This is a genomic window from Streptomyces zinciresistens K42, from assembly GCF_000225525.1.
GTDB lineage: Bacteria > Actinomycetota > Actinomycetes > Streptomycetales > Streptomycetaceae > Streptomyces > Streptomyces zinciresistens.
This window is the reverse complement of record NZ_AGBF01000001.1, coordinates 40140-58436: the sequence shown is the minus strand read 5'-3', so window position 1 is coordinate 58436 and position 18297 is coordinate 40140. Positions and strand designations below refer to the sequence as shown.

Genomic DNA, 18297 nt, shown 5'->3' with positions numbered 1-18297 from the left:
GACTGCAGCCCGAGCTGCCGCGTCTTCAACGACCACTACCCGGCCCGCTGCCGGCCGGCCACCGAGTCCGGCCACTGCCCCCGTCTCCACCCACCACGTCAGGACACCCCCGTGCCCGTCACACCACACTCCTCACGATCACCGCTGCTCGTCGTCCTGGGCGCCGGCAACCGCACCTTCCGCGGCTACGGACTGAAGCACATCGCCGCCCACCACCCCGTCGCGCTCATCGACAACCAGCCGCCCGCCTGGGCCGAGGAGCACGTCGACGTCTCCATCACCGCCGACCTGTCCAACGGCGAAGCCGTCACCAAGGCCGTAGCCGACCTCGATGTCGATCGCGGCGTCGCCGGAGTGCTCACCTACACGGAAAACCACGTCGTGCTCGCGGCGCGCCTCGCCCAGCACTTCGCACTTCCCGGCAACACCCCGGCCGCCGTGGAGGCCTGCCGGGACAAGTACCTCACCCGCTCCCTGCTCGCGGCCGCCCACGTCCCCTCCGCCCGTTCCTACCTCGTGGCCGACGCCGAGACCGCCGTCGAGTACGCCGTACTGCTCGGCGGGCCGGTCGTGCTCAAGCCGCGCTCCATGGGCGGCAGTGCCGGCGTCCACCGCGCGGATACCCCCGAACAGGTCCGCGCCGCCTTCCACCGCGCCAAATCAGCCAGCCTGTTCGGCCTGGAGCACGCCGGAACCTCCGGCGTGCTCATCGAGGAGTACCTGGACGGCCCCGAGATCAGCGTCGAGTGCATCGCCCTGGGCCACGGCAACGTGCACATCGCGGCGATCACCCGCAAGTTCCTCGGTGACGAGCCCGCCTTCCTGGAGACCGGCCACCTCGTCGACGCCACCGATCCTCTCCTGGCCGACTCCCGGATCCGGGAAGTCGCCCTGGACGCCCTCACCACCGTCGGCATCTCCAACGGCGTGCTCCACGTCGAAATGCGCCTTACCCGGCAGGGGCCGCGCATCGTCGAGATCAACGCCCGCCTCGGCGGCGATCTCATCCCGCACCTGGTCCTCCTGGCCACCGGCCTCAACCTGCCGCAGATCGCCGCCGACCTCGCCGTCGGCGCCGACCCCGAACTGCTCCCCAGCCAGAGTCAAAGCGCTGCCGTCCGCTTCCTCTACCCGGCCGTCACCGGCCACGTCACGGCCGTGCACACCGGACTCTTCGCCTCCTGGCTCGACCGCTTCGAGTGGACCGCCGCACCCGGCAGCTACGTCACTGCCCCGCCCCGCGCCACCGTGCGCGACCGGACCGCCCTCGCAGTCGTCACCGGCCCTGATCCCGACACCTGCCTTCACCGACTCCAGACGGCCGAAGACCGAAGCGGCATCCACATCCAGGCCGACACCGCCACCACCGCCTGCGTCGCCTGACCCGCCCGCCCCGACCCATCTCAGGAGCCCCGCATCATGGCCCTCGCCGCCCCTCTTCCCGCGGCGGCCCCGCCCGCACTCAGAAGCGGCACGGCCGCCATCATCGCCCCGGCCGGCCCCGGCGACCGGTACCTGCCCGTGCTGGCCCGGCACGGCTGGGCCTCCGTCGCCGTCACCACGCCCGCCGCCACTTCGCCGGGCGACGGCTACCTCCGGCACATCACGCACCGCGGCAGCCTGCGTCGCACCGCGGCGCAGCTGCAGCAGCTCGGCGTCCAGGCCGTCATCGCCGGATCAGCCGCCGGCACCGAACTCGCCGACCGCCTCGCCGACCGCCTCCGCCTGCCCGGCAACGCCCCCGACACCGCGGACATCCGGCGCGACATCGCCTTCACCAGCGCCGCACTCCTCGACGCCGGCATCACCGCCCCGCGCAGCATCCGCACCCCGCGTCTGTCCGACGCCCTCACCTGGGCCGCCTTCACCCAGATCAACGACCTCGTCGTCCAGCACCCCGACCCCTCGCACCCGCACCCCGCCTACCTCTGCCGCACCGCCGACGACCTCCGCCACGCCTGGGCCCGCATCCAGACCACCACCGGCCAACCCCTCGTGCTTCGCGAAGGCCTCGCCGGCACGCAGTACCGCATCCACACCCTGACCGGACCCGGACCCGACGGCACTCCCGACCACACCATCACCGCGATCTGGTCCGAGATCCGCACCGCCGACCAACTGGTCTGCCGATCCGATCTGCTGAGCCGCCACGGGCTGCTGGCCCGCGCCCTCGCCCTGTACACGATGCGGGCCCTCACCGCCCTGGGCGTGCGCTACGGCTCCGCCCACGCCACGGTCACCTACATCCCCGACCGCGGACCGGCCCTGCTGTCCCTGCGCACCGACCCCTACGACGACTTCGCCTCCGACGTACTGCGCCGGGCCACCGACCACGACCCCATCCGCGACACCGCCCTGCTGCTGGCCACCGGCCGACGCCACGAAACCCTCCAGCCCCGGCGCACCCATGTCACCAAGGTCGCCCTGCTGCCCCGGCACGACGGCTTCCTGGACGAAGCACTGCTGCGCACCATCACCACCCTGCCGACCGTGGCCGCCACCACCGAGCTCACCGCCACCGCACCCGTACATGCGGGCCGGATCGCCGGATGGCTCCTCCTCGTGGCTGACGACAGCCGCGCCATCAACCAAGACCACCAAGTGATCCGCGCCGCCGAAAACCTCGGCCTGTACGGGAGCCCCGCATGACGCCACCACCCCTTCTCCCCGCACCGGCCGCGCCCGGCACGCCGGTCCAGTCCGCCTGCCACGGCCTGGGCCTGCCCTTCCCCCTGGTGGTCCTCGACCCCATGCCGCTGTGGGCCAACGCGGCCGAGGAACAGATGCCCCCCGAGCGCACCGGCGACGGCGTACTCGCCGTGCGCTGGTGCGGCGTCGGCCTGGGCCTCGACGAGCAGGCACAGGCCGCCCTCCACGCCGCCGCCGCCCGAGCCCCGCACCCGCCGGCGTCCGCCGACGACCTCGCCCAGTTCCACGCCACGCTCGGCGACGACCTGCGCATGGTGGCCCTGCCGGCCAGCGCCATCCACGGCCCCTGGGCCCATCCGTACCTCCACCGCTCGGCGGGTAGCCGGTGACGAGCACCCTGACCGCACCCGCCACCGCAGCGGCGGCCACGACCGTGTCCTGGTCGTCCGTGCTGCGCCTGCCGCACTGCTCACGGCTGCTCACCGCGACCCTGACCGGGCGGCTTCCGCACGGCATGGCGCCCGTCGCCATCCTGCTCGCTGCCCGAGCCGACGGGCTGGGCTACAGCACCGGCGCCGCCCTGGCCGCCCTGTACGGGGCCGGTGTCGCGATCGGCCAGCCGCTGCTGGGCCGACTCGCCGACCGGACGGGACAGACCCGCCCCCTCGTCGCGAGCACCCTGGTCAGCACCACGTTTCTGCTCGTCCTCGCCGTGACTGGGACCGGCCACCTTCCCCTCGCCGCCGCAGTCACGGCCGCCGCCGGACTGACCTCGCCGCCCCTGGAAGCCGGACTCAGAGCCCTGTGGCCCCGCATCGTGCCCACGCCCGCGCACCTGCGCGCCGCCTACGCGCTCGACAGCGGAAGCCAGGAACTCGTCTACGTGGCCGGCCCGCTGCTGGCCACGCTGACCGCCACGCTCGCTCATCCCCGCGTCGCCCTCGCCGTCACTGCGGCCGCCGGGCTCGCCGGAGCACTGCTGGTCGCGCATTCCGCGCCGTCGAAGACCTGGCGGCCCGCTGGAGCACGGACCCCGGGTGCGCCAGGAGCCCTGCGCCCGTCCGGCATCCGTCTCCTGCTGCTGTCGATGACCGCGGTCGGCGCCGCACTCGGCGCCCTGAACGTCGCCGCCCTGGCCTCGGCCGAACACCACCGAGCTGCGTGGCTGAGCGGCGCCGTCCCGGCTGCCCTCTCCCTCGGCGCGCTCGCCGGCAGTGCCCTGTTCAGCCGACACGCCTGGTCCGCCCCACTGTCCACCCAACTCACCGTGTTCACCACCGCGTTCACCCTCGCCTGGCTGCCCCTCCAACTGCCCGCACCACCGCCTGCCCTGCTGCTGGCCGCCACGCTCCCCGGCCTGGCCTTCGGACCGCTGCTGACCACCGCCTACTGCTGCATCGACGTCCTCGCCGCCCCCGGGACCGTCACCGAGTCCTTCGGCTGGCTGGTCAGCGCCTTCGGCATCGGAACCGCCGCCGGGACCGCCCTCGCCGGAGCGGTCGACGGTTCCTGGCTCGTCCCAGCCGCCGCCGCGGCCTGCGCCCTGCTGCTCGCCGCCGCCCTGCGCCCGCACCTCACCCCGGCCGCCTCGCCGAGGACACCGGCGCCATGACCCATCCACCGCGACCCCGAGGCCCTCCGGCCAGCGCCCGCCCCACCCACCCAGCACCGATGGAAAGGCTGACATGACCCCCCTGCGACACCTCGGCCGCATCGCGGCGGCCGGCGCCGTCGGCGCCGCTCTGCTCGGCACCAGCGTGGCCATCGCCCCGGCCGCCCAGGCCGCCGACTCCAGCCGCGGAAAGATCAGCTGCAAGGCCGCCAAGGTCCGGCAGAAGCCGGCGAAGAACTCCACCGCCAACGGCATCGCCTACCGCGGCGACAAGATCGTCTACGACCAGTTCGCGTACAAGAAGAGCGAACGCGCCTGGTACACGCGCGGCACCGTCACCCGCAAGAGCGACGGCGCCAAGATCCGCGGCTACGTGCCCTACGGCTGTGCCAACCCCTACGGCACGAACCCGGCGCCGACCCCGCCCATCCCCAAGTAGCCGGCCCGGCCCGCACCCGGCACCGGCCCGGTGCCGTGACCTTCCAAGATCCGCGCGGTTCTGGGGCGCCGCACGCCCCGGAACCGGCCCTACCCGCCCATGACCCAAGACGAAGGCAGCTCATCAGATGATGAAGAACAAGATCCGCAGTGCCGTCGCGGCAGCGGCGGTCACCATCGCCGCCCTGGGAGGGGCCGCGGCCACCGCTCCCGAAGCGGCGGCGGCCTCGTGCAACTCCTGGACGCAGAACGGCAAGACGACGGCCGCCGTGAAACTCCGGTCGAACCACTCCACCAGCTCGACGGCCCTCGGGGTCCTCGGCAAGGGCACTCGTGTCACGTCCAAGTGCCTCTGGTGGGACGGCAAGTCCCGGTACCAGTGGTACCAGGTCAAGGTCACCAGCGGCCCCAACACCGGCCGGACCGGCTGGATGTACGGCGCCTACTTCTGGGGCTTCGCGTAACCGCCAGCGCTCTCCGCGCCAACAACCACCGCGCCTCAACAGACGCACCCGCCGCACGGCGCTGATCGCGTGGCCGGGCAGACCCCCCGCCCGGCCACGCGGCCCCAGCCGCTTCACACCACGCACCACTCGCCGTACGCCGCCACAGCAACGGACACCACCATGACCCTCACGCCAGGCCCCGCCGCGTTCGACCGGGCCTTCCGCACCGCCCGCGCCGCGCGGCGAGCCGCATTCGCGGCGTACTACCCCGTCGGCTTCCCCACCGTCGAGCAGAGCCTCGTCAACCTCCAAGCCTTGGCGCAGCACGCCGACGTCGTCGAAGTGGGCCTGCCGTTCAGCGACCCGGTCCTCGACGGCCCGACCATCCAGCAGGCCACCCGCCAGGCCCTGGACGCCGGATTCCGTATGAAGGACCTGTTCACCGCCGTGCGCGCCATCCGGACAGCCACCAGGGCAGCCGTGCTCGTGATGACGTACTGGCAGCCCGTCGCCGACCAGGCCGACCGGTTCGCCGCCGAACTGGCCGAAGCTGGCGCAGCCGGCGCGCTCATCCCGGACCTCCCCCTCGAAGAAGCCGGTCCCTGGCTCGCCGCCGCCCGCCGTCACGGCCTGCACGCAGTTCCCCTTGCCCCGCCCACCGCCAGCGATGAACGCCTCGCCCGGATCTGCGCCGCAGCAAGCGGCATGATCTATGCCCCCGCCACCTCCGGAGTCACCGGCCACACCGGCCCCCTCGCCCCAGACCTTCCCGCCTTCGTCGACCGGCTGCGCGCATACACGCGGCTCCCGATCAGCGTCGGCATCGGCATCTCCAATGCCGAACAGGCACACCAGGCCGCTGAGTACGCCGATGGCGTCGTGGTCGGCTCGGCCCTGCTCCGCCACATCCAGGCCAACCCGGGACCCGACGGCATCCGCGCCGCCCTCACCCTCGCCCGAGACCTGGCCCTCGGCGTGCGCCGCCTGCCCGGTGCTGCCTAGACCGACATCCGCCTGAACAGCCCGCCCCGGAACACGCAGTGGGCGCACACCGCCCACCCGCACCACCCGTGGAAGGAACCCCGGCCATGGTCCACATCCTGCCGAAGCACCGCCGATCCCAGCGCACCACCCTGCTGCTCGCCGCGGCAGCCGCGACAGCAGCAGCACTGAGCGCCTGCGGCCCCAGCGACACCAGCGCCCACAACGGCCCGACCGGCACACCCGCCACCACGGCGGCACCCCGAGGCGCAGTGACCCGCGCCGAGGCCGACCAGATCCTCGACCACTACCAAGAGGTCAACAACAAGGCGAACAAGACCCGCGACGCGGGCCTCCTCGCCACGGTGGAGGCTGGCCAGCTCTACGCCCGCAGCAAGGCCGACTACGAGCAGTTCGACACCCTGAGCGCGAAGGAGAAGAAGGAATACAGCACCCCCTTCTACTTCACCCGGCGCACCTTCTACATCCCGCCCACCGGCAACTGGTTCGCGGCCGCGGCCTCCACCAACGGCACGAATCACACATTCATGATCTTCGAGAAGTCCGCCGACACCGGCGGCACCTGGAAGAAGGTCATCTCCCTGTTCCCGCAGCAACCGCTTCCAGCTCCGCAGATCAAGGGTGGACTGGCCGTCCCCGCCGACCAGGACACCCCGGTCGGCAACCTCGCACCCAGCGGCGTCACCAACGCCATCGAAGACCTCTTCACCACCGGCGGCACCAAGGACGGCAGCAAACTCTCCCATGCCAACGACAACGCCAAGGCCATCATCAAGACGTACAAGGAACGCCGCGACCACCTCGGGTCCAAGGCCACGGTGAACTTCTTCCCGATCACGCCGACCCACAACAAGACGTACACCCTGACCACCTCCTCCGGGGTCCTGGCGATCACTGCTCTCGCCCACAAGGAGGAGTCCCTCGTCACGAACGCCGGCCTGCAGATCTCCCCCGGCAAGCGGGAGTCGGTCTACAACAAGACGCCGCGTTCCCTGGTGGTGGACAGCTTCCAAGGTGAAGCCGTCGTCCACCTGCCCCGCCAGGGCAAGCCGGAGATCCTCGACTACCGCTACGCCCTGGTCGACTCCCGCTGACGGCCCACGCCCCGCCAGCCCCCTACCGAGGAAGCCACACCATGCTCCTGGGCCCGTCACCCACCACCGACATCCACGAGACCCTCATCGTCCTGCCCCGCGGCGGCATCCATGCCCAAGGGCTCCTGCACGACGGCCCGCCCGACCAGCTCGAGGCCCTCATCGAACGCGTACGCGGACCGCTGCGCGCCGCCGCCGCGCAGCACAACCGACCGATCCGGCTGTCCATCGGGCACCCCAACGGGCACGTCGAGCGCCAGCAGATCACCGAGGACGGCACGATCCACGCCGACCAGGACCCGCCCACCGGCGCCCATGTCGTCGACCCGCTCTGGAACGAGGGCATCCCCGAAGAAACCGGTCTGCTGGCAACCGTCCGAGCAGCCCAGCGCGCCGGGCAGTGGCGCGCCGCGCAGCAGGCCGCCCGCCGCGCGACCCAGCACCTCATCACCCAGCACGGCCGCGATCACCCGTACGTGGCGATGGGCACCGAACTGCAGGCGTACTTCGCAGCGATGGCCCGGGACAACGCTGCCGCGGCCTCTCTCTACGCGGAGGCCGCCGTCGCGACCCACCGGCTCGGCGGGCCTCAAGAACAGAGCCGTCGCACCCTGAACAACGCCGTCGCCGCCTGGCTCCACTCCGACCGCGACACCAGCCCCGGCGGAGCCGGCTTCGCCGCCGCCCACGCGTTGATCCGCATCACCCCCTACGACCACGCCCCCCTCGCAGGCCTGCTGCAACGACTGACCCGGGATCGCGCATGACGACCCTCTCCCCGCCGCGCCCCGCCGTCCAACCGCGGTACCGCAACCTCACCGGCCGCAGCCGCGCATACCAGGCGCGGCCTGCTCGCCAGGCCCCGCGCACCCCGTCCGACGCCTTGAAGCCGCGCTTCTCACACGCCGCCGCGCCACCGCCTCGCCTCGTTCTGCAGGCTCCCCGCCCCAGCTCCTCCCCGTTCACCGAGCCCGTCACCACTCCCGTGGCCGCGGTCACCTCCGCAGCGAGACCGACGGGGAGCGACTGGCTCAGCAGCCCCTTCCGCCCACCGGCCACCCGGCACAGGTGGACCGCCTCTGTCCCTTCCGAATTCCAGGAGACCGTCTGATGAGCACCCCGGCCGCGCAGCCGAACCCCCACGCCTCCGCCTACACACCCCCGCCGTGGACGATGCCCGCCCCCGACGCAGCGCAGGCCTCCGGGTCATCCGCCCACCCCGGCTGGCACAGCGGTGTACTGGCCTGCCGCATCTGCGGCGCCCAGCCGGCCGCGGCCGTCACCGTGCGCGCGCACCAGGGTCTGCTGCTGATGATGCGCTTCCACAAGATCGACGGACCTTTCTGTCGGTCGTGCGGCACGGCGCTGGTCCGCGAGCTGACGACCAAGACCCTGTGGCAGGGCTGGTGGTCTCCGTTCTCGCTGGTGTTCTTCAGCCCGTTCACTCTGGTCTGGAACCTCCTGGCCAGCCGCAAGCTCGCCGCCCTGCCGACGCCCGGTCCGCCGGCCCACGGTGCCTCCCGCATCCAGGAGGGAAAGCCCGTCCACCAGCGGCCGATGGCGTACGTCGCGGTCCTGCCCCTGATCTGGGCGGTGTGGTTCGTCACCGGAATGATCACCCACGCATGAAGGGCGGGGCCCGCCGGACGGCCAGGCGCACCCGGCCTCTGCCGACGGTCATCGTGCGGAGGCCGGGTGCGCCCCGGCCCGCCGCTGCGGAAGCAGGCGACAGCGGGCGGACGGTCAGACGAGCGCGCCCCCTCCTGCGGGGAGCACGGACGCATGCGCCGGCGAAGGCGTACGAGCGAAAGATCAGGGCCGTGACGAAGGCCGTGCCGCCGGGCAAGGCGGCTGAACCGGTCGCCGATCCGCAACTGCCCGAGTCGGCCCGCCAGCTGCTGCGCGAGGCGGAGAAGCACCCGCACCGCTACAGCGGCCGCCGGAGAAGCCCGTGGCGGGCGGCGGCGCCCGAGATCGTACGCGGGGGCGTCGTAGCGGCGGGTGCCGCACTGATGTGGCGGGCCACCGGCGCCGACCGGACGCAGAAGCCTCCAGACGACCTGCCGACGGCCAGCCTCTCCGACGCCCTCCACGAGACGGTGGGGAACACGCTCGAGGCGCTGCACGGCGGCATCGAGCGGCTCTGGCCGCTCGCGGTCACCGGGCTCGCGGTCCTCATCGTCTTCAGGGTGATGGAGACGGCCACATACAACGCGGCGCTGCGGGAACTGGACGAGTCCCGAGCACGGTACGTACAGCTATCGCAGTTGACGGACGAGGCCCGATCGCTCCTGGCTCGTGCCCAGCAGGCGAGAAGGACCGTACTCGGCTCGTCCGTGCACTGCTGCGACCTGATCGACCGACAGCGCAACGAGGTGGCCCTTCCCCACCAGGAGTGGGAGATCGCCGAGGCCCTGCGCGAGTACAGCCGTCTGATGAAGGCAGAACCCGACAGGCCCTGGGGCAGCATGGTCGCCGCAGTGATCGACGTACGCCGCAAGTCCCTCGCCGCCAGTCTCCAAGGCATCCAACGCCGGGTCGTCGCCCTGGAGGCGTACGCCGACGAAGTCCGCCGGGCCGACGACCGTTTCCAGGAGCTGAAGCAGATCCAGCAGCTCACCGAGGGCAGCGCGGATGTTCTCGAACTCCTGGCCCGCACTGCTCGCCATGATCACGCTGTAGCGGAGATCGACGGCATGAACGCCCAGGCGGCGGCCGTCGCGGCCACGTTCACCGCCGCGCTGGAATCCGCGAAGGAGGCCGCCGCCATCGCTCTGCCGCCCGCTATCGAGGGGGCCTGACGGCGCGGCAGCAGCCCTGCACGCTCCCCGTGGACAATGTGAACCGGGAGGAGGCGGGGCCGCCGCGCGGCGGCCCATAGCGCCGGCAGGCCGGACTCAAGGCGAGGGATCGAAGCCCTCGGCCTCGTCGACGAGAGCCTGTCCGGGGGCAAGGCCCTCGTAGGCGAGCTGGACGGCGTCACGGTGACGGTCGACCAGGTACTCGCATGACCACCAGTCGCCGGTGCGCCCGCTGAGCAGGGTGTCGATCGCTTCCTGGTCTCCGTCGCCGACGGTGTGGGACTCCTCGATCTCCAGGGTTTCGGCGTCCCACCGGCCGATCAGGACTACGGACACGACAGATTCCTTCCTTCGGGGGGCCGGGCGGGCTGCCGCCCGGCGCCAGGGATGCGCGGAATGGTCACAGGCCGACGGATCGGAGATAGGCGTCGATCCGGGCCGCCTGGAGGGCCTCGAAGTCGGCGTCGCTGTCGGCCGGGACCTCGGCGAGCCAGCCGCTGACGTCATCGGCGCCGTCGCCGTCGTAGCACTCGGCCACGACGTCGGCGAAGGAGGCGTCGGGGTGGTCCAGAAGCGTCAGGATGGCGTTCACCGTCAGGTTGTCGATGTCGTCCGCGCACTGCTCGCGGATCGTTTCGGCGGCGGCGTCGACTCCCGCGTTCACGGCAGCCGAGACTTGCCCCCGGCTGTAGCGCATGCCTTCGTACAGGTCCGACGTGTCCTCGACCTCGTCGCCCCGGCCGGCGGCGGCCTGCGCGGCCGTGATCTCCAGGTGCCGGGCCTGTACGTCTGCCCACGGCGCCTCGGTGCTGTCGAGGTAGGTCAGGGCGGCTGCGGTGGCCCAGGTGAAGCGTTCGGAGGCGAGGGAACGGCCGGACTCGTCGGCGGCCATTTTCGTTCCGGCGTCGATCGCTGCCACGACGTCGGGATGGGTGAACGTGCTCGTGACGACTGCGGTGCTCACTTCGGAGGTTCCTCGGATCGGGTGGTGCGGTGGTGCGGTGTTGCTGTGTGGACGAGGGACCGGGTGGTGACGGACCGGCCCTGCTTGCGCGCGTGGGCGTGGCTCAGGTGATCGTGGGCAGCGCGGAAAGTACGAGGTCGACGCCGACGCCGATGATTCCGGCCGTGACCGGTGTCCTCGGTCCGACCGGCCCGTTCACGTCGCGCGGCATCACCCAGCCCTGGAGCGGCCCGCCGTCTGCGTCCGCGAACCGGACGAAGCCGTCTGCATCGCATTCGACGGCATGCGGGTACGCGGCCACGACGCGCCGGGCGACGCCGCCGCAGCCGCGCTGCACAGCGGCGCGGACACGGCCCGGCCCGGGATGCGGCGGGAGGAACGGGGCAAGGAACCGTTCCAGGGCTTCCAGTCCTCCGGCGAAGCTCACCGCCCCTGTGGCGCACGCGCCGTGCAGTGTGAAGCTCACGGTCGCGTCGTGGCACTGCCAGGCCAGCCCGGTGGTGTTGTCGGCGCGGTCGAACTGCTGGGACGGGGTGCCGAGTTCACGGAGCCGAGTATCGACTTCGGCGAGGTGCGCGAGACGGTGCGGCTGCTTGGACGGGGGCGCATCGACGGCACCGTCGATGCGGGGGAGCAGGGAACGCAGTGCCGCGCTCGCCACCGCAGCCGGAGCGCTGCCCGTGACGGTGAGCGACACCTCGGCCGTGTGCGGCGTTCCCGTGAGCAGCGTGGTACGACCACCGTCCGTCGCCAGGAGGAAGTGGCGGGGGCCGTCGCTCAGGCGGGCGGCCGGACAGGCGGCGACCGAGGCCGGGCTGACGGTCCAGCCGGTGTTGTGGCGCTGGGGGAGCAGTGCGGCGACCTCGGCGGCGAGTGACGTGGCTTCCGCCGTATCGGGTGTGTGCATGGTTCTTCCTTGTTACGAGTCGGCGGCCGTTGTCGTGCGGGGGAGTTCCAGGCGGACGGTGTTGCCGCCCTGGTCTGCCCATTCGACTCGGCCGTGCTGCTCGATCTCTGCGGCTGCCGCCCAGAGGTCATCGGCGGTGACCACGATGATGGTCATGGGTGCGCTCACGAGATGCTCCTGGCTTCGGTGTGGGCCGGCTGATCAGCCGGATGAGTGCGGAGCGCGGGTCTGCGGTCACGTGAGGGAGATGAGGCGTCTCACGCCCGCTGCAAAGACAATGCTACCGCAATAAATCCAATTAAACAACGAGCGGGGCTGCGTTGTCCCGTTCCCGGGAGCGCGGCGGCCCCGCCCGGCGTCAGGCGGACAGAGAAGCGAAGGCGGCTTCGGCCTCTCGGGCGGCGGTGAGGCGTGCCTCTGCGGCCGCCTCGTGCCGACGGAGTTCGGCGACTGCCTGCGCAGGAGCCTGGCGCAGCTGGTCCACCCGGTTCTTCCCGGCGACCAGGCGCAGCACGTCCACGTCGTTGCGGTCGCGGTAAGCGACCGCGAGCGCCCGGATGACGCTGCTGATCCACGCGGCCGTGTGGGCGGGCAGCGGACGGTCGGGGCGGTCGGCCCGCCGGACACCCGGAATCGACTCGGGCAGCGCCAGCGTGAACGCCCCGGCGTCGGTGCAGTTCCACGAGCCTCGCAGCCGGATGCCGTTGACCACCGGCTCGCCCTCCCGGCCCGTTCCGTCGGGGAGCAGACCGGCTCCGAGCTGGACGCTCACCCCGCCGGGGAGAGGGTCGCGGCTGAGGCGCACCGGGCCGACCGTGAAGTCTCCGCGCACCCGTGTGCCCCCTGTCACGCTGTAGGTGATCGTCCCGTCGCAAGGGTTGAGCCGGGGGCGGGCGGAGAGGATGCCGGTGCTGCCGCTGATGGGGTCGAGGTAGTCGATGTGGAGGAGCGGCGGCAGAACCGGCAGCGCCGGGGTGTCGGCCTGAGCGACCGCCTCCAGCTCCTGGAGGACGGACCAGTGCTGCCTGATCTGGGCGCGGATGCTGTCCAGCTCCCGCTCCATCGCCTCCCGTGCCGCCTGGCGCGGGGTGTCGGGCTGCTGCTGGGCATGGCGCGCGGCGGCCCTGACAAGCCCGAGTCGGTTGGGCCGGGTGGCCCAGTGCGCGACCACGGCGCGCACGACTTCGGCCAGCGACCGCGCTGTGCTGCGCGGAACGGGTCGCAGTGCCCCGTCCGACCTGACCCACTGGCCGCGCGCTTCCAGCCGGGACGCATCAGGCAGCGCATCGACCGCGAGCGGCCCGCACTCGCCACGCACGCGGGTCCGGCGGATGCGGGGTTCGTCCACCCGCTCGCGCTGCGGCGTCTCGGGATGATCGCCGTAGATGACCCGAACGAGACAGGTGTCGCTTCCGGGGGCGGTCTCGGGGACGACGATGAACGTGCCGCGGATCTCGTCACCGGTGACCTGATAGCGGGCATGCCCGGTGAATCGGTCGAACATCCCGACGGCGGGCACGGTGACGTCCTGGCGGAGAACGAGCCGTAGCTCGGTAGGTGAGTGGAAGGACAAGAGGTTCTCCTGGATCGGCGGTTTCCCTCGGGCTGTGTAGGGCCGCAGCCGGCGTGGCGCGCCGTCCGCCCGAGTGATCTCAATCCTACCGCAGTAAAACTAATTAAGCAATATCCGGTTTGAGGGTCTCGCCTGTCCCGTATAGTCAGGGGCACCGACGCGGGGTGGAGCAGCTCGGTAGCTCGCTGGGCTCATAACCCAGAGGTCGCAGGTTCAAATCCTGTCCCCGCTACTTCTCACTCAGGCCCCGGCGCGTCCGCCGGGGCCTGAGTCGTCCGTGGCGCAGAAAAGCCGGACGTCCATGTCACACGGACACCACATTTCACGCCTCTATAGGCACGTAGATACCCGACCGGGTTCCTCGATGCCACGGAGGCGACATGCCCGCTGCTTCATCACCCATCCCCTGCTCGGCTTCACCGGCCGGCATCCCCGTGACGTTCTTCGGCGCAAGGCGGTCGCGAGGCCTGTCCCGACGTGCCCGCCGTGGCGACGTGGAGCACCACCTGCACATCACCGGCCCGCTGAACCAAGCGCGCACCAGCGGTGGCCTCCGACAGCAGTGAACACCGCAGTCCAGCAAGGGATCTGATCTGGAGCATCATGACCATTCTCTCCGCGCTCCCCTCCACCGCCCCTGTGTCGGTCCACCGACATTCCGAGTTCCTTCACCCGGGCTCCGTGTACCGCCTCGGGCAGATCACTCATCGCCTCCTCCAGGAGGCCGAGACACTCGATGCCAACAGTCCGATCTCCGACCTCGCCCGCTGGCGAGCGGCCGCCCTGGTTGTCATCCAGTCCCTCTGCCAGCCCGAGGACCCCGCATGGCAGATCCTTCGCCCCGATGCGCCGTGGACCATGCCGAGCACCGCCGACTGCGACGCACGGGAGGACATGTTCGCCGAGGGATGGGCGATCACGTGCGGCGTGCTGGAAGGCCTGCTCCACACGCTGCCGCTGCCAGAACAGGACCGCCCGGAACCAGCAGAGCCTCCCGTCCCCGTCGAGCGGGAACAGGCCATCGACTGGGCCAGGCTGCCCTTCCCCCAGCCGTCGGCCGGCATCTACCTGATGTTGCTGGGGTCCCCCCAAGTGCACGGTGCCCGAGGCCGCGTCGAGACCAAGCGTCTCTCGCGGCTAACCGAGTACGCGATCTGGCTCCACCTGAACCCCGGCACCGACCGGCACGCCATGGATGCAGCCCTGTGGCCAGAACAAGTGACGCGCGCGGACAGCCGCAACACGGCCATGAGCCGACTGCGGGCCTGGCTCGGAGTCGACCACTTCCCCAAGTGGACCCCAGAGAGCGGATACGTCCTCGCCCCGTCAGTCACCAGCGACTGGAGCCAGTTCCGCGCACTTGCTGCCCTGGGCGAGAGCGATGGCTCGCCGACCGGCACACGATGCCTGCGCGCCGCCCTTCAGCTCGTCGAGGGCCCACCCTTCGCCGAAGCCATACGCCCGGACCGGTACGGATGGGCAGCCCCCTACCTCCGGGAGATGACCGAGGCCATCATGAGCGCGGCGCGGGAACTGGCCCACCGCTACCTCCAGGACGGCGACCTGCCGGGCTCGAGGTGGGCAGTCAAGCGCGGCTATCGGGCGCTTCCGGGCGGACTCCAGCAGTTCAAAAGCGCGGCCGAAGGAATCACCAATGCACATACCGAACCCGACGGGCTACGCCAGCTCGCCGACCAGATGACGTACACCCCCGTGCCCGACCCGCCAGCACACAAGCAGACGCTGCTTGGCTGAGTCAGTGGACTGTACAGATGCCGCCGCAGTGCACCGCCCCGCAGGCGGCGGGAGGGCTCGTGGCGGATGCAAGGATTGACCGACCCGTCGCGCCGCTACGCCGCGGTGCGATGTCACGAGATACGGAGATGCTGTATGAACCGAAGTGAGCTGATCGCCGCACTGTCTGACCGAGCCTCGGTGGCCCGCAAGGACGTCGATGCCGTGCTGACCGCTTTCGCCGAGACGGTCGGCGAGGTCGTCGCCAAGGGCGACGAGAAGGTCACCATCCCCGGCTTCCTGACCTTCGAGCGCACCCACCGCTCGGCGCGCACCGCGCGGAACCCGCAGACGGGCGAGCCGATTCAGATCCCGGCCGGCTACAGCGCGAAGGTCTCCGCCGGGTCCAAGCTCAAGGAAGCCGCCAAGGGGGCCTGAGCAGCTCCGGCCGGCCTTCCCGGCGCCGGAGCCGCACGGCAAACGCCATGAGGTTCCGGCCTACGGGCCATCCGACGATGTGTCGGCCGGCACCAGTCCGGCGGCACGCAGGTCCGCGGCCAACGTCTCCGCCTCCGTAGGGGAACGCTCCTCCGGTGGCGGGGACGGCTGCGGCTCGCCTGCCGCGCGGGCGCCGGACCGGGGCAGGTCCCGCAATTCGGCCGTGTGCTGCTCCCGCCTGAGCGCGAAGTCGAGAGCGTCCTCCTCGTCCTCGAACGCGTACTTGCTGACGACCTTCTCCAGGGCGTCGAACAGACCCGCGCGGCGCGTCATCGTCCGGAAGGCCCGCTCTACGCCCAGAAGTTCGCGGATCATCAGGAACTGCTGCTCGTCGTCCCCGCACACCTCGCGCAGGGTGTCGACCATCTCGGCACCGTTCACGGCCAGGGCGCTGTCCACCGGCGGGTCCGGATAGGGCTCACCGGTCGCAGACTGGTAGATGCCGGGAAGCGAGTCCTCGATCTCGTGCTTGACGTACACCCACTCGTGTCGGATGGCCCGCAGCTCCTCCAAGGTGATCAAGGTCAGGTCCCGGACGTACTGGGGCCCGTTCTCCCGGATCCACGTCTGCGCCTCCAGAAGCCGGCGCAGCCACTCCTCACGGGCCTGCTGCAGGTAGGCGCCGTGCACCAGACGGCCCTTGAACGGATGAAGCCGTCCGCTCATTCGCCGGAAGTCCCTCAGTTCCCGGTCATCGTCCACGTCCAGGGCGTTGCGCAGCTCCAGCAGCGGCAGCATCCACTCCTTCTCCGCGTCATTGCTGATCATGGCCTGCATCGACTTGTCCTCGGAGACCAGCGTGCAGGTCCAGCAGCCGAACCGGCTGTCGCCGCACGACGGCGTCGTGGAATCGACGACCAGCGGGCACTCGGCGTCCGGAGACGCCCCCTGGTACATGGTGAGCAAGTCCTTGTTGCTGTGCCCCCACGGGTTGGGATGCTGCATGAGCAGCTCCCACACCTCGTCGTTGCTGAGGTCCTCGATCGGCGAGTACACCAGGGAGTTGGGCAGCGAACCGTTCGGGCTGAGACGGTCGCGCACCCTGCGTTTCTCGTGGCGGGTCATGGTCCGCGCCCGCGCCCGCGACTCGGCCTTGCGGGTGCCCAGCACCAGGATGACCTCGCCGAACGCGGCCACCACAGCGCGGATGAACGCATTCGAAGGTTTAATCTTCAAACGTTCTGTGCACCACCGGAACTTCGGCCTCGGCGCGGCGTAACCGCGGCCGATGAGGCATACCCAGAACGAGTCTTCGACCGCCGGCGTCAGCCGGTGCGCCTCGATCGGCAGACCCTGCTCTGCGGCTGCCCGCCGCATCGAGTCGAGCGAGGCGTTCACCCAGGCGGCGACCACCGGGTTCTCGACACCGGTGTCGGTGCTGATGACGTGCACCACCTTGGTGCGCTCGGCCGGAGGCAGGCCGGCCAGCGCCATCCACACGAGCATGAGGCACAGCGTCGAGTCCTTGCCGCCGCTGTAGCCCACCACCCAGGGCACCTGATCAGCCCGGTACAGATCGCGGATCTCTTCGAGGATGCCGGTGAGCCACTGGCCCATGGTCTGCCCGGCGAACGGCACGGTGCGGGTGGGGGAGAGGTCCAGGAGCACAGGAGGACGCATACGGAAGCCTTCGCGCAGAAGCCGGCCCGAACGGACTGCGGTCGTCCGTGCTGCCGGAGGAGAGTGGACGTGGGGCCGGGGCGCGGACAGCGCCCCGGCCGGTGCAGATCAGCTGTCGTTGTGGAAGCGGCGCACGACGGCGCAGACGCAGGCACCGAGCACCTCCAGCTCGTCGGCGTCGGACACGTCGTTCAGGTAGGTACGGGACTCGTCGACGAGGTCGGCCGACACGTACAGGTGGCCCTCGGCGACAGCCAGGGTGTAGCCGGCGCCGGGGGTGTCCCGGTGCGCGATATGCGCGGCGACGCCCCACGGTGACGACGTTGCGCTCCAGCCGTCGCCGAGGAGCAGGGCGGCCGCCTCGCCGATGTCGCCGATGCTGAACCGCCGTGCGGTGCCCGCCGCGCTGTGCAGCACGGCGAACACGGTGTCCGCACCGCGCGCCCTGGTGATCTCGATGGAAGGGGAGGAGATGAGTCCTTCGTCGCTCGCCCACAGCACGGCGCGGCCTCCCTCCCAGCGGATGTCGGCCACACCGGGGCGCGAGCCGTAGGAGACGGTCGCCCCGGTGATCTCGGCGGCGAGGGGAGCGAAGTGCCGGATCGCCGCCTGCGTCCGGGCCGTGCGGGCCTCAAGCTCGGTGACCAGCTCCTGCCAGGCGGGCATGATGTGGGAGCGGATCTCATCGGCGACCGGCCCCGGGGCCCCGATGACTCCTGATGCCTCTCCGCGGTAGTCCGAGCGCCTGCCCCAGACCAGATCTCCCCGCGGGCGGGTCGACACTGTCACCGGGGTGTGCGCCCGTACGGGTGCGGTGGTGCGGACGTCGAATTCGACGCCGGGGCCTTCGAGTACGGCGAACGTCGACGAGTCGGCGCTCGCCGCGCGCCACTGCGGCCCCAGGAGGTCAGCGAGTTGGGCGGCGTACTGAAGGGCATAGCGGGCGACGGGCACGAGAA

The 18297-nt window shown here is 71.2% G+C and carries 20 protein-coding genes and 1 tRNA gene; 14 read left to right on the top strand and 7 right to left on the bottom strand.

Annotated features, from left to right (window positions below; translation table 11 throughout):
• Positions 1–111: 111 nt before the first annotated feature.
• The 11 genes from SZN_RS00330 (at position 112) to SZN_RS00280 (ending at position 10042) form a co-directional block, all read left to right on the top strand.
• Positions 112–1383, top strand: coding sequence for an ATP-grasp domain-containing protein (locus SZN_RS00330; RefSeq protein WP_007490433.1), 1272 nt, complete (start codon positions 112–114; stop codon positions 1381–1383).
• Positions 1384–1419: 36 nt separating this feature from the next.
• Complete coding sequence (locus SZN_RS00325; protein WP_007490431.1) at positions 1420–2649, top strand: hypothetical protein; 1230 nt, start codon at positions 1420–1422, stop codon at positions 2647–2649.
• Positions 2646–3038: a hypothetical protein gene (locus tag SZN_RS00320; RefSeq protein WP_007490429.1), complete on the top strand. Its 393-nt coding sequence runs from the start codon at positions 2646–2648 to the stop codon at positions 3036–3038. The genes SZN_RS00325 and SZN_RS00320 overlap by 4 nt, the downstream gene beginning before the upstream one ends.
• The gene (locus SZN_RS00315) at positions 3035–4261 is read left to right on the top strand and encodes an MFS transporter (protein WP_007490427.1); all 1227 of its coding nucleotides are present in this window, start codon (positions 3035–3037) and stop codon (positions 4259–4261) included. Before SZN_RS00320 ends, SZN_RS00315 begins: the two co-directional genes overlap by 4 nt.
• 73 nt (positions 4262–4334) lie before the next feature.
• Positions 4335–4700, top strand: a complete 366-nt coding sequence (locus SZN_RS00310; RefSeq protein WP_007490425.1) for a hypothetical protein — start codon at positions 4335–4337, stop codon at positions 4698–4700.
• A gap of 127 nt (positions 4701–4827) precedes the next feature.
• Positions 4828–5163 carry an SH3 domain-containing protein gene (locus tag SZN_RS00305; RefSeq protein ID WP_007490423.1) on the top strand — a complete coding sequence of 112 codons (336 nt, stop codon included), beginning with the start codon at positions 4828–4830 and terminating at the stop codon, positions 5161–5163.
• A 162-nt stretch (positions 5164–5325) separates the two neighbouring features.
• A complete protein-coding gene (gene trpA, locus SZN_RS00300) occupies positions 5326–6147 on the top strand; it encodes a tryptophan synthase subunit alpha (RefSeq protein ID WP_007490420.1) in 822 nt (273 codons plus the stop codon).
• A gap of 86 nt (positions 6148–6233) precedes the next feature.
• Entirely contained in the window at positions 6234–7241 is a 1008-nt protein-coding gene (locus tag SZN_RS00295; protein WP_007490418.1) for a DUF8094 domain-containing protein, read from the top strand.
• A gap of 41 nt (positions 7242–7282) precedes the next feature.
• Positions 7283–8008 carry a hypothetical protein gene (locus tag SZN_RS00290; protein WP_007490416.1) on the top strand — a complete coding sequence of 242 codons (726 nt, stop codon included), beginning with the start codon at positions 7283–7285 and terminating at the stop codon, positions 8006–8008.
• A gap of 343 nt (positions 8009–8351) precedes the next feature.
• Positions 8352–8870, top strand: a complete 519-nt coding sequence (locus SZN_RS00285) for a hypothetical protein (RefSeq protein WP_007490415.1) — start codon at positions 8352–8354, stop codon at positions 8868–8870.
• A 191-nt stretch (positions 8871–9061) separates the two neighbouring features.
• Entirely contained in the window at positions 9062–10042 is a 981-nt protein-coding gene (locus SZN_RS00280) for a hypothetical protein (RefSeq protein ID WP_007490413.1), read from the top strand.
• Positions 10043–10138: 96 nt separating this feature from the next.
• On the opposite strand, the gene SZN_RS00275 is transcribed toward SZN_RS00280, so the two are convergent.
• From SZN_RS00275 to SZN_RS00260, 5 genes are all read right to left on the bottom strand, one after another.
• Entirely contained in the window at positions 10139–10378 is a 240-nt protein-coding gene (locus SZN_RS00275) for a hypothetical protein (RefSeq protein ID WP_007490411.1), read from the bottom strand.
• Between the two features lie 64 nt (positions 10379–10442).
• On the bottom strand, positions 10443–11006 hold the full coding sequence (locus tag SZN_RS00270) for a hypothetical protein (protein ID WP_007490410.1): 564 nt from the start codon (positions 11004–11006) through the stop codon (positions 10443–10445).
• A gap of 103 nt (positions 11007–11109) precedes the next feature.
• The gene (locus SZN_RS00265; RefSeq protein WP_007490409.1) at positions 11110–11913 is read right to left on the bottom strand and encodes a hypothetical protein; all 804 of its coding nucleotides are present in this window, start codon (positions 11911–11913) and stop codon (positions 11110–11112) included.
• 12 nt (positions 11914–11925) lie between these two features.
• Complete coding sequence (locus SZN_RS41195) at positions 11926–12081, bottom strand: hypothetical protein (protein ID WP_167546265.1); 156 nt, start codon at positions 12079–12081, stop codon at positions 11926–11928.
• A 190-nt stretch (positions 12082–12271) separates the two neighbouring features.
• The gene (locus SZN_RS00260; RefSeq protein ID WP_007490407.1) at positions 12272–13486 is read right to left on the bottom strand and encodes a hypothetical protein; all 1215 of its coding nucleotides are present in this window, start codon (positions 13484–13486) and stop codon (positions 12272–12274) included.
• Positions 13487–13644: 158 nt separating this feature from the next.
• On the opposite strand from SZN_RS00260, the gene SZN_RS00255 reads away from it, so the two are divergent.
• The 3 genes from SZN_RS00255 (at position 13645) to SZN_RS00245 (ending at position 15658) form a co-directional block, all read left to right on the top strand.
• A tRNA-Met gene (locus SZN_RS00255) sits at positions 13645–13718 on the top strand.
• A 371-nt stretch (positions 13719–14089) separates the two neighbouring features.
• Entirely contained in the window at positions 14090–15241 is a 1152-nt protein-coding gene (locus SZN_RS00250; protein WP_007490406.1) for an AfsR/SARP family transcriptional regulator, read from the top strand.
• A gap of 135 nt (positions 15242–15376) precedes the next feature.
• Complete coding sequence (locus SZN_RS00245) at positions 15377–15658, top strand: HU family DNA-binding protein (RefSeq protein ID WP_007490405.1); 282 nt, start codon at positions 15377–15379, stop codon at positions 15656–15658.
• A 60-nt stretch (positions 15659–15718) separates the two neighbouring features.
• On the opposite strand, the gene dndC is transcribed toward SZN_RS00245, so the two are convergent.
• Positions 15719–17338 carry a DNA phosphorothioation system sulfurtransferase DndC gene (dndC, locus tag SZN_RS00240; protein WP_050814969.1) on the bottom strand — a complete coding sequence of 540 codons (1620 nt, stop codon included), beginning with the start codon at positions 17336–17338 and terminating at the stop codon, positions 15719–15721.
• A 108-nt stretch (positions 17339–17446) separates the two neighbouring features.
• Positions 17447–18292: a hypothetical protein gene (locus SZN_RS00235; protein WP_007490403.1), complete on the bottom strand. Its 846-nt coding sequence runs from the start codon at positions 18290–18292 to the stop codon at positions 17447–17449.
• Between the last annotated feature and the right edge of the window lie 5 nt (positions 18293–18297).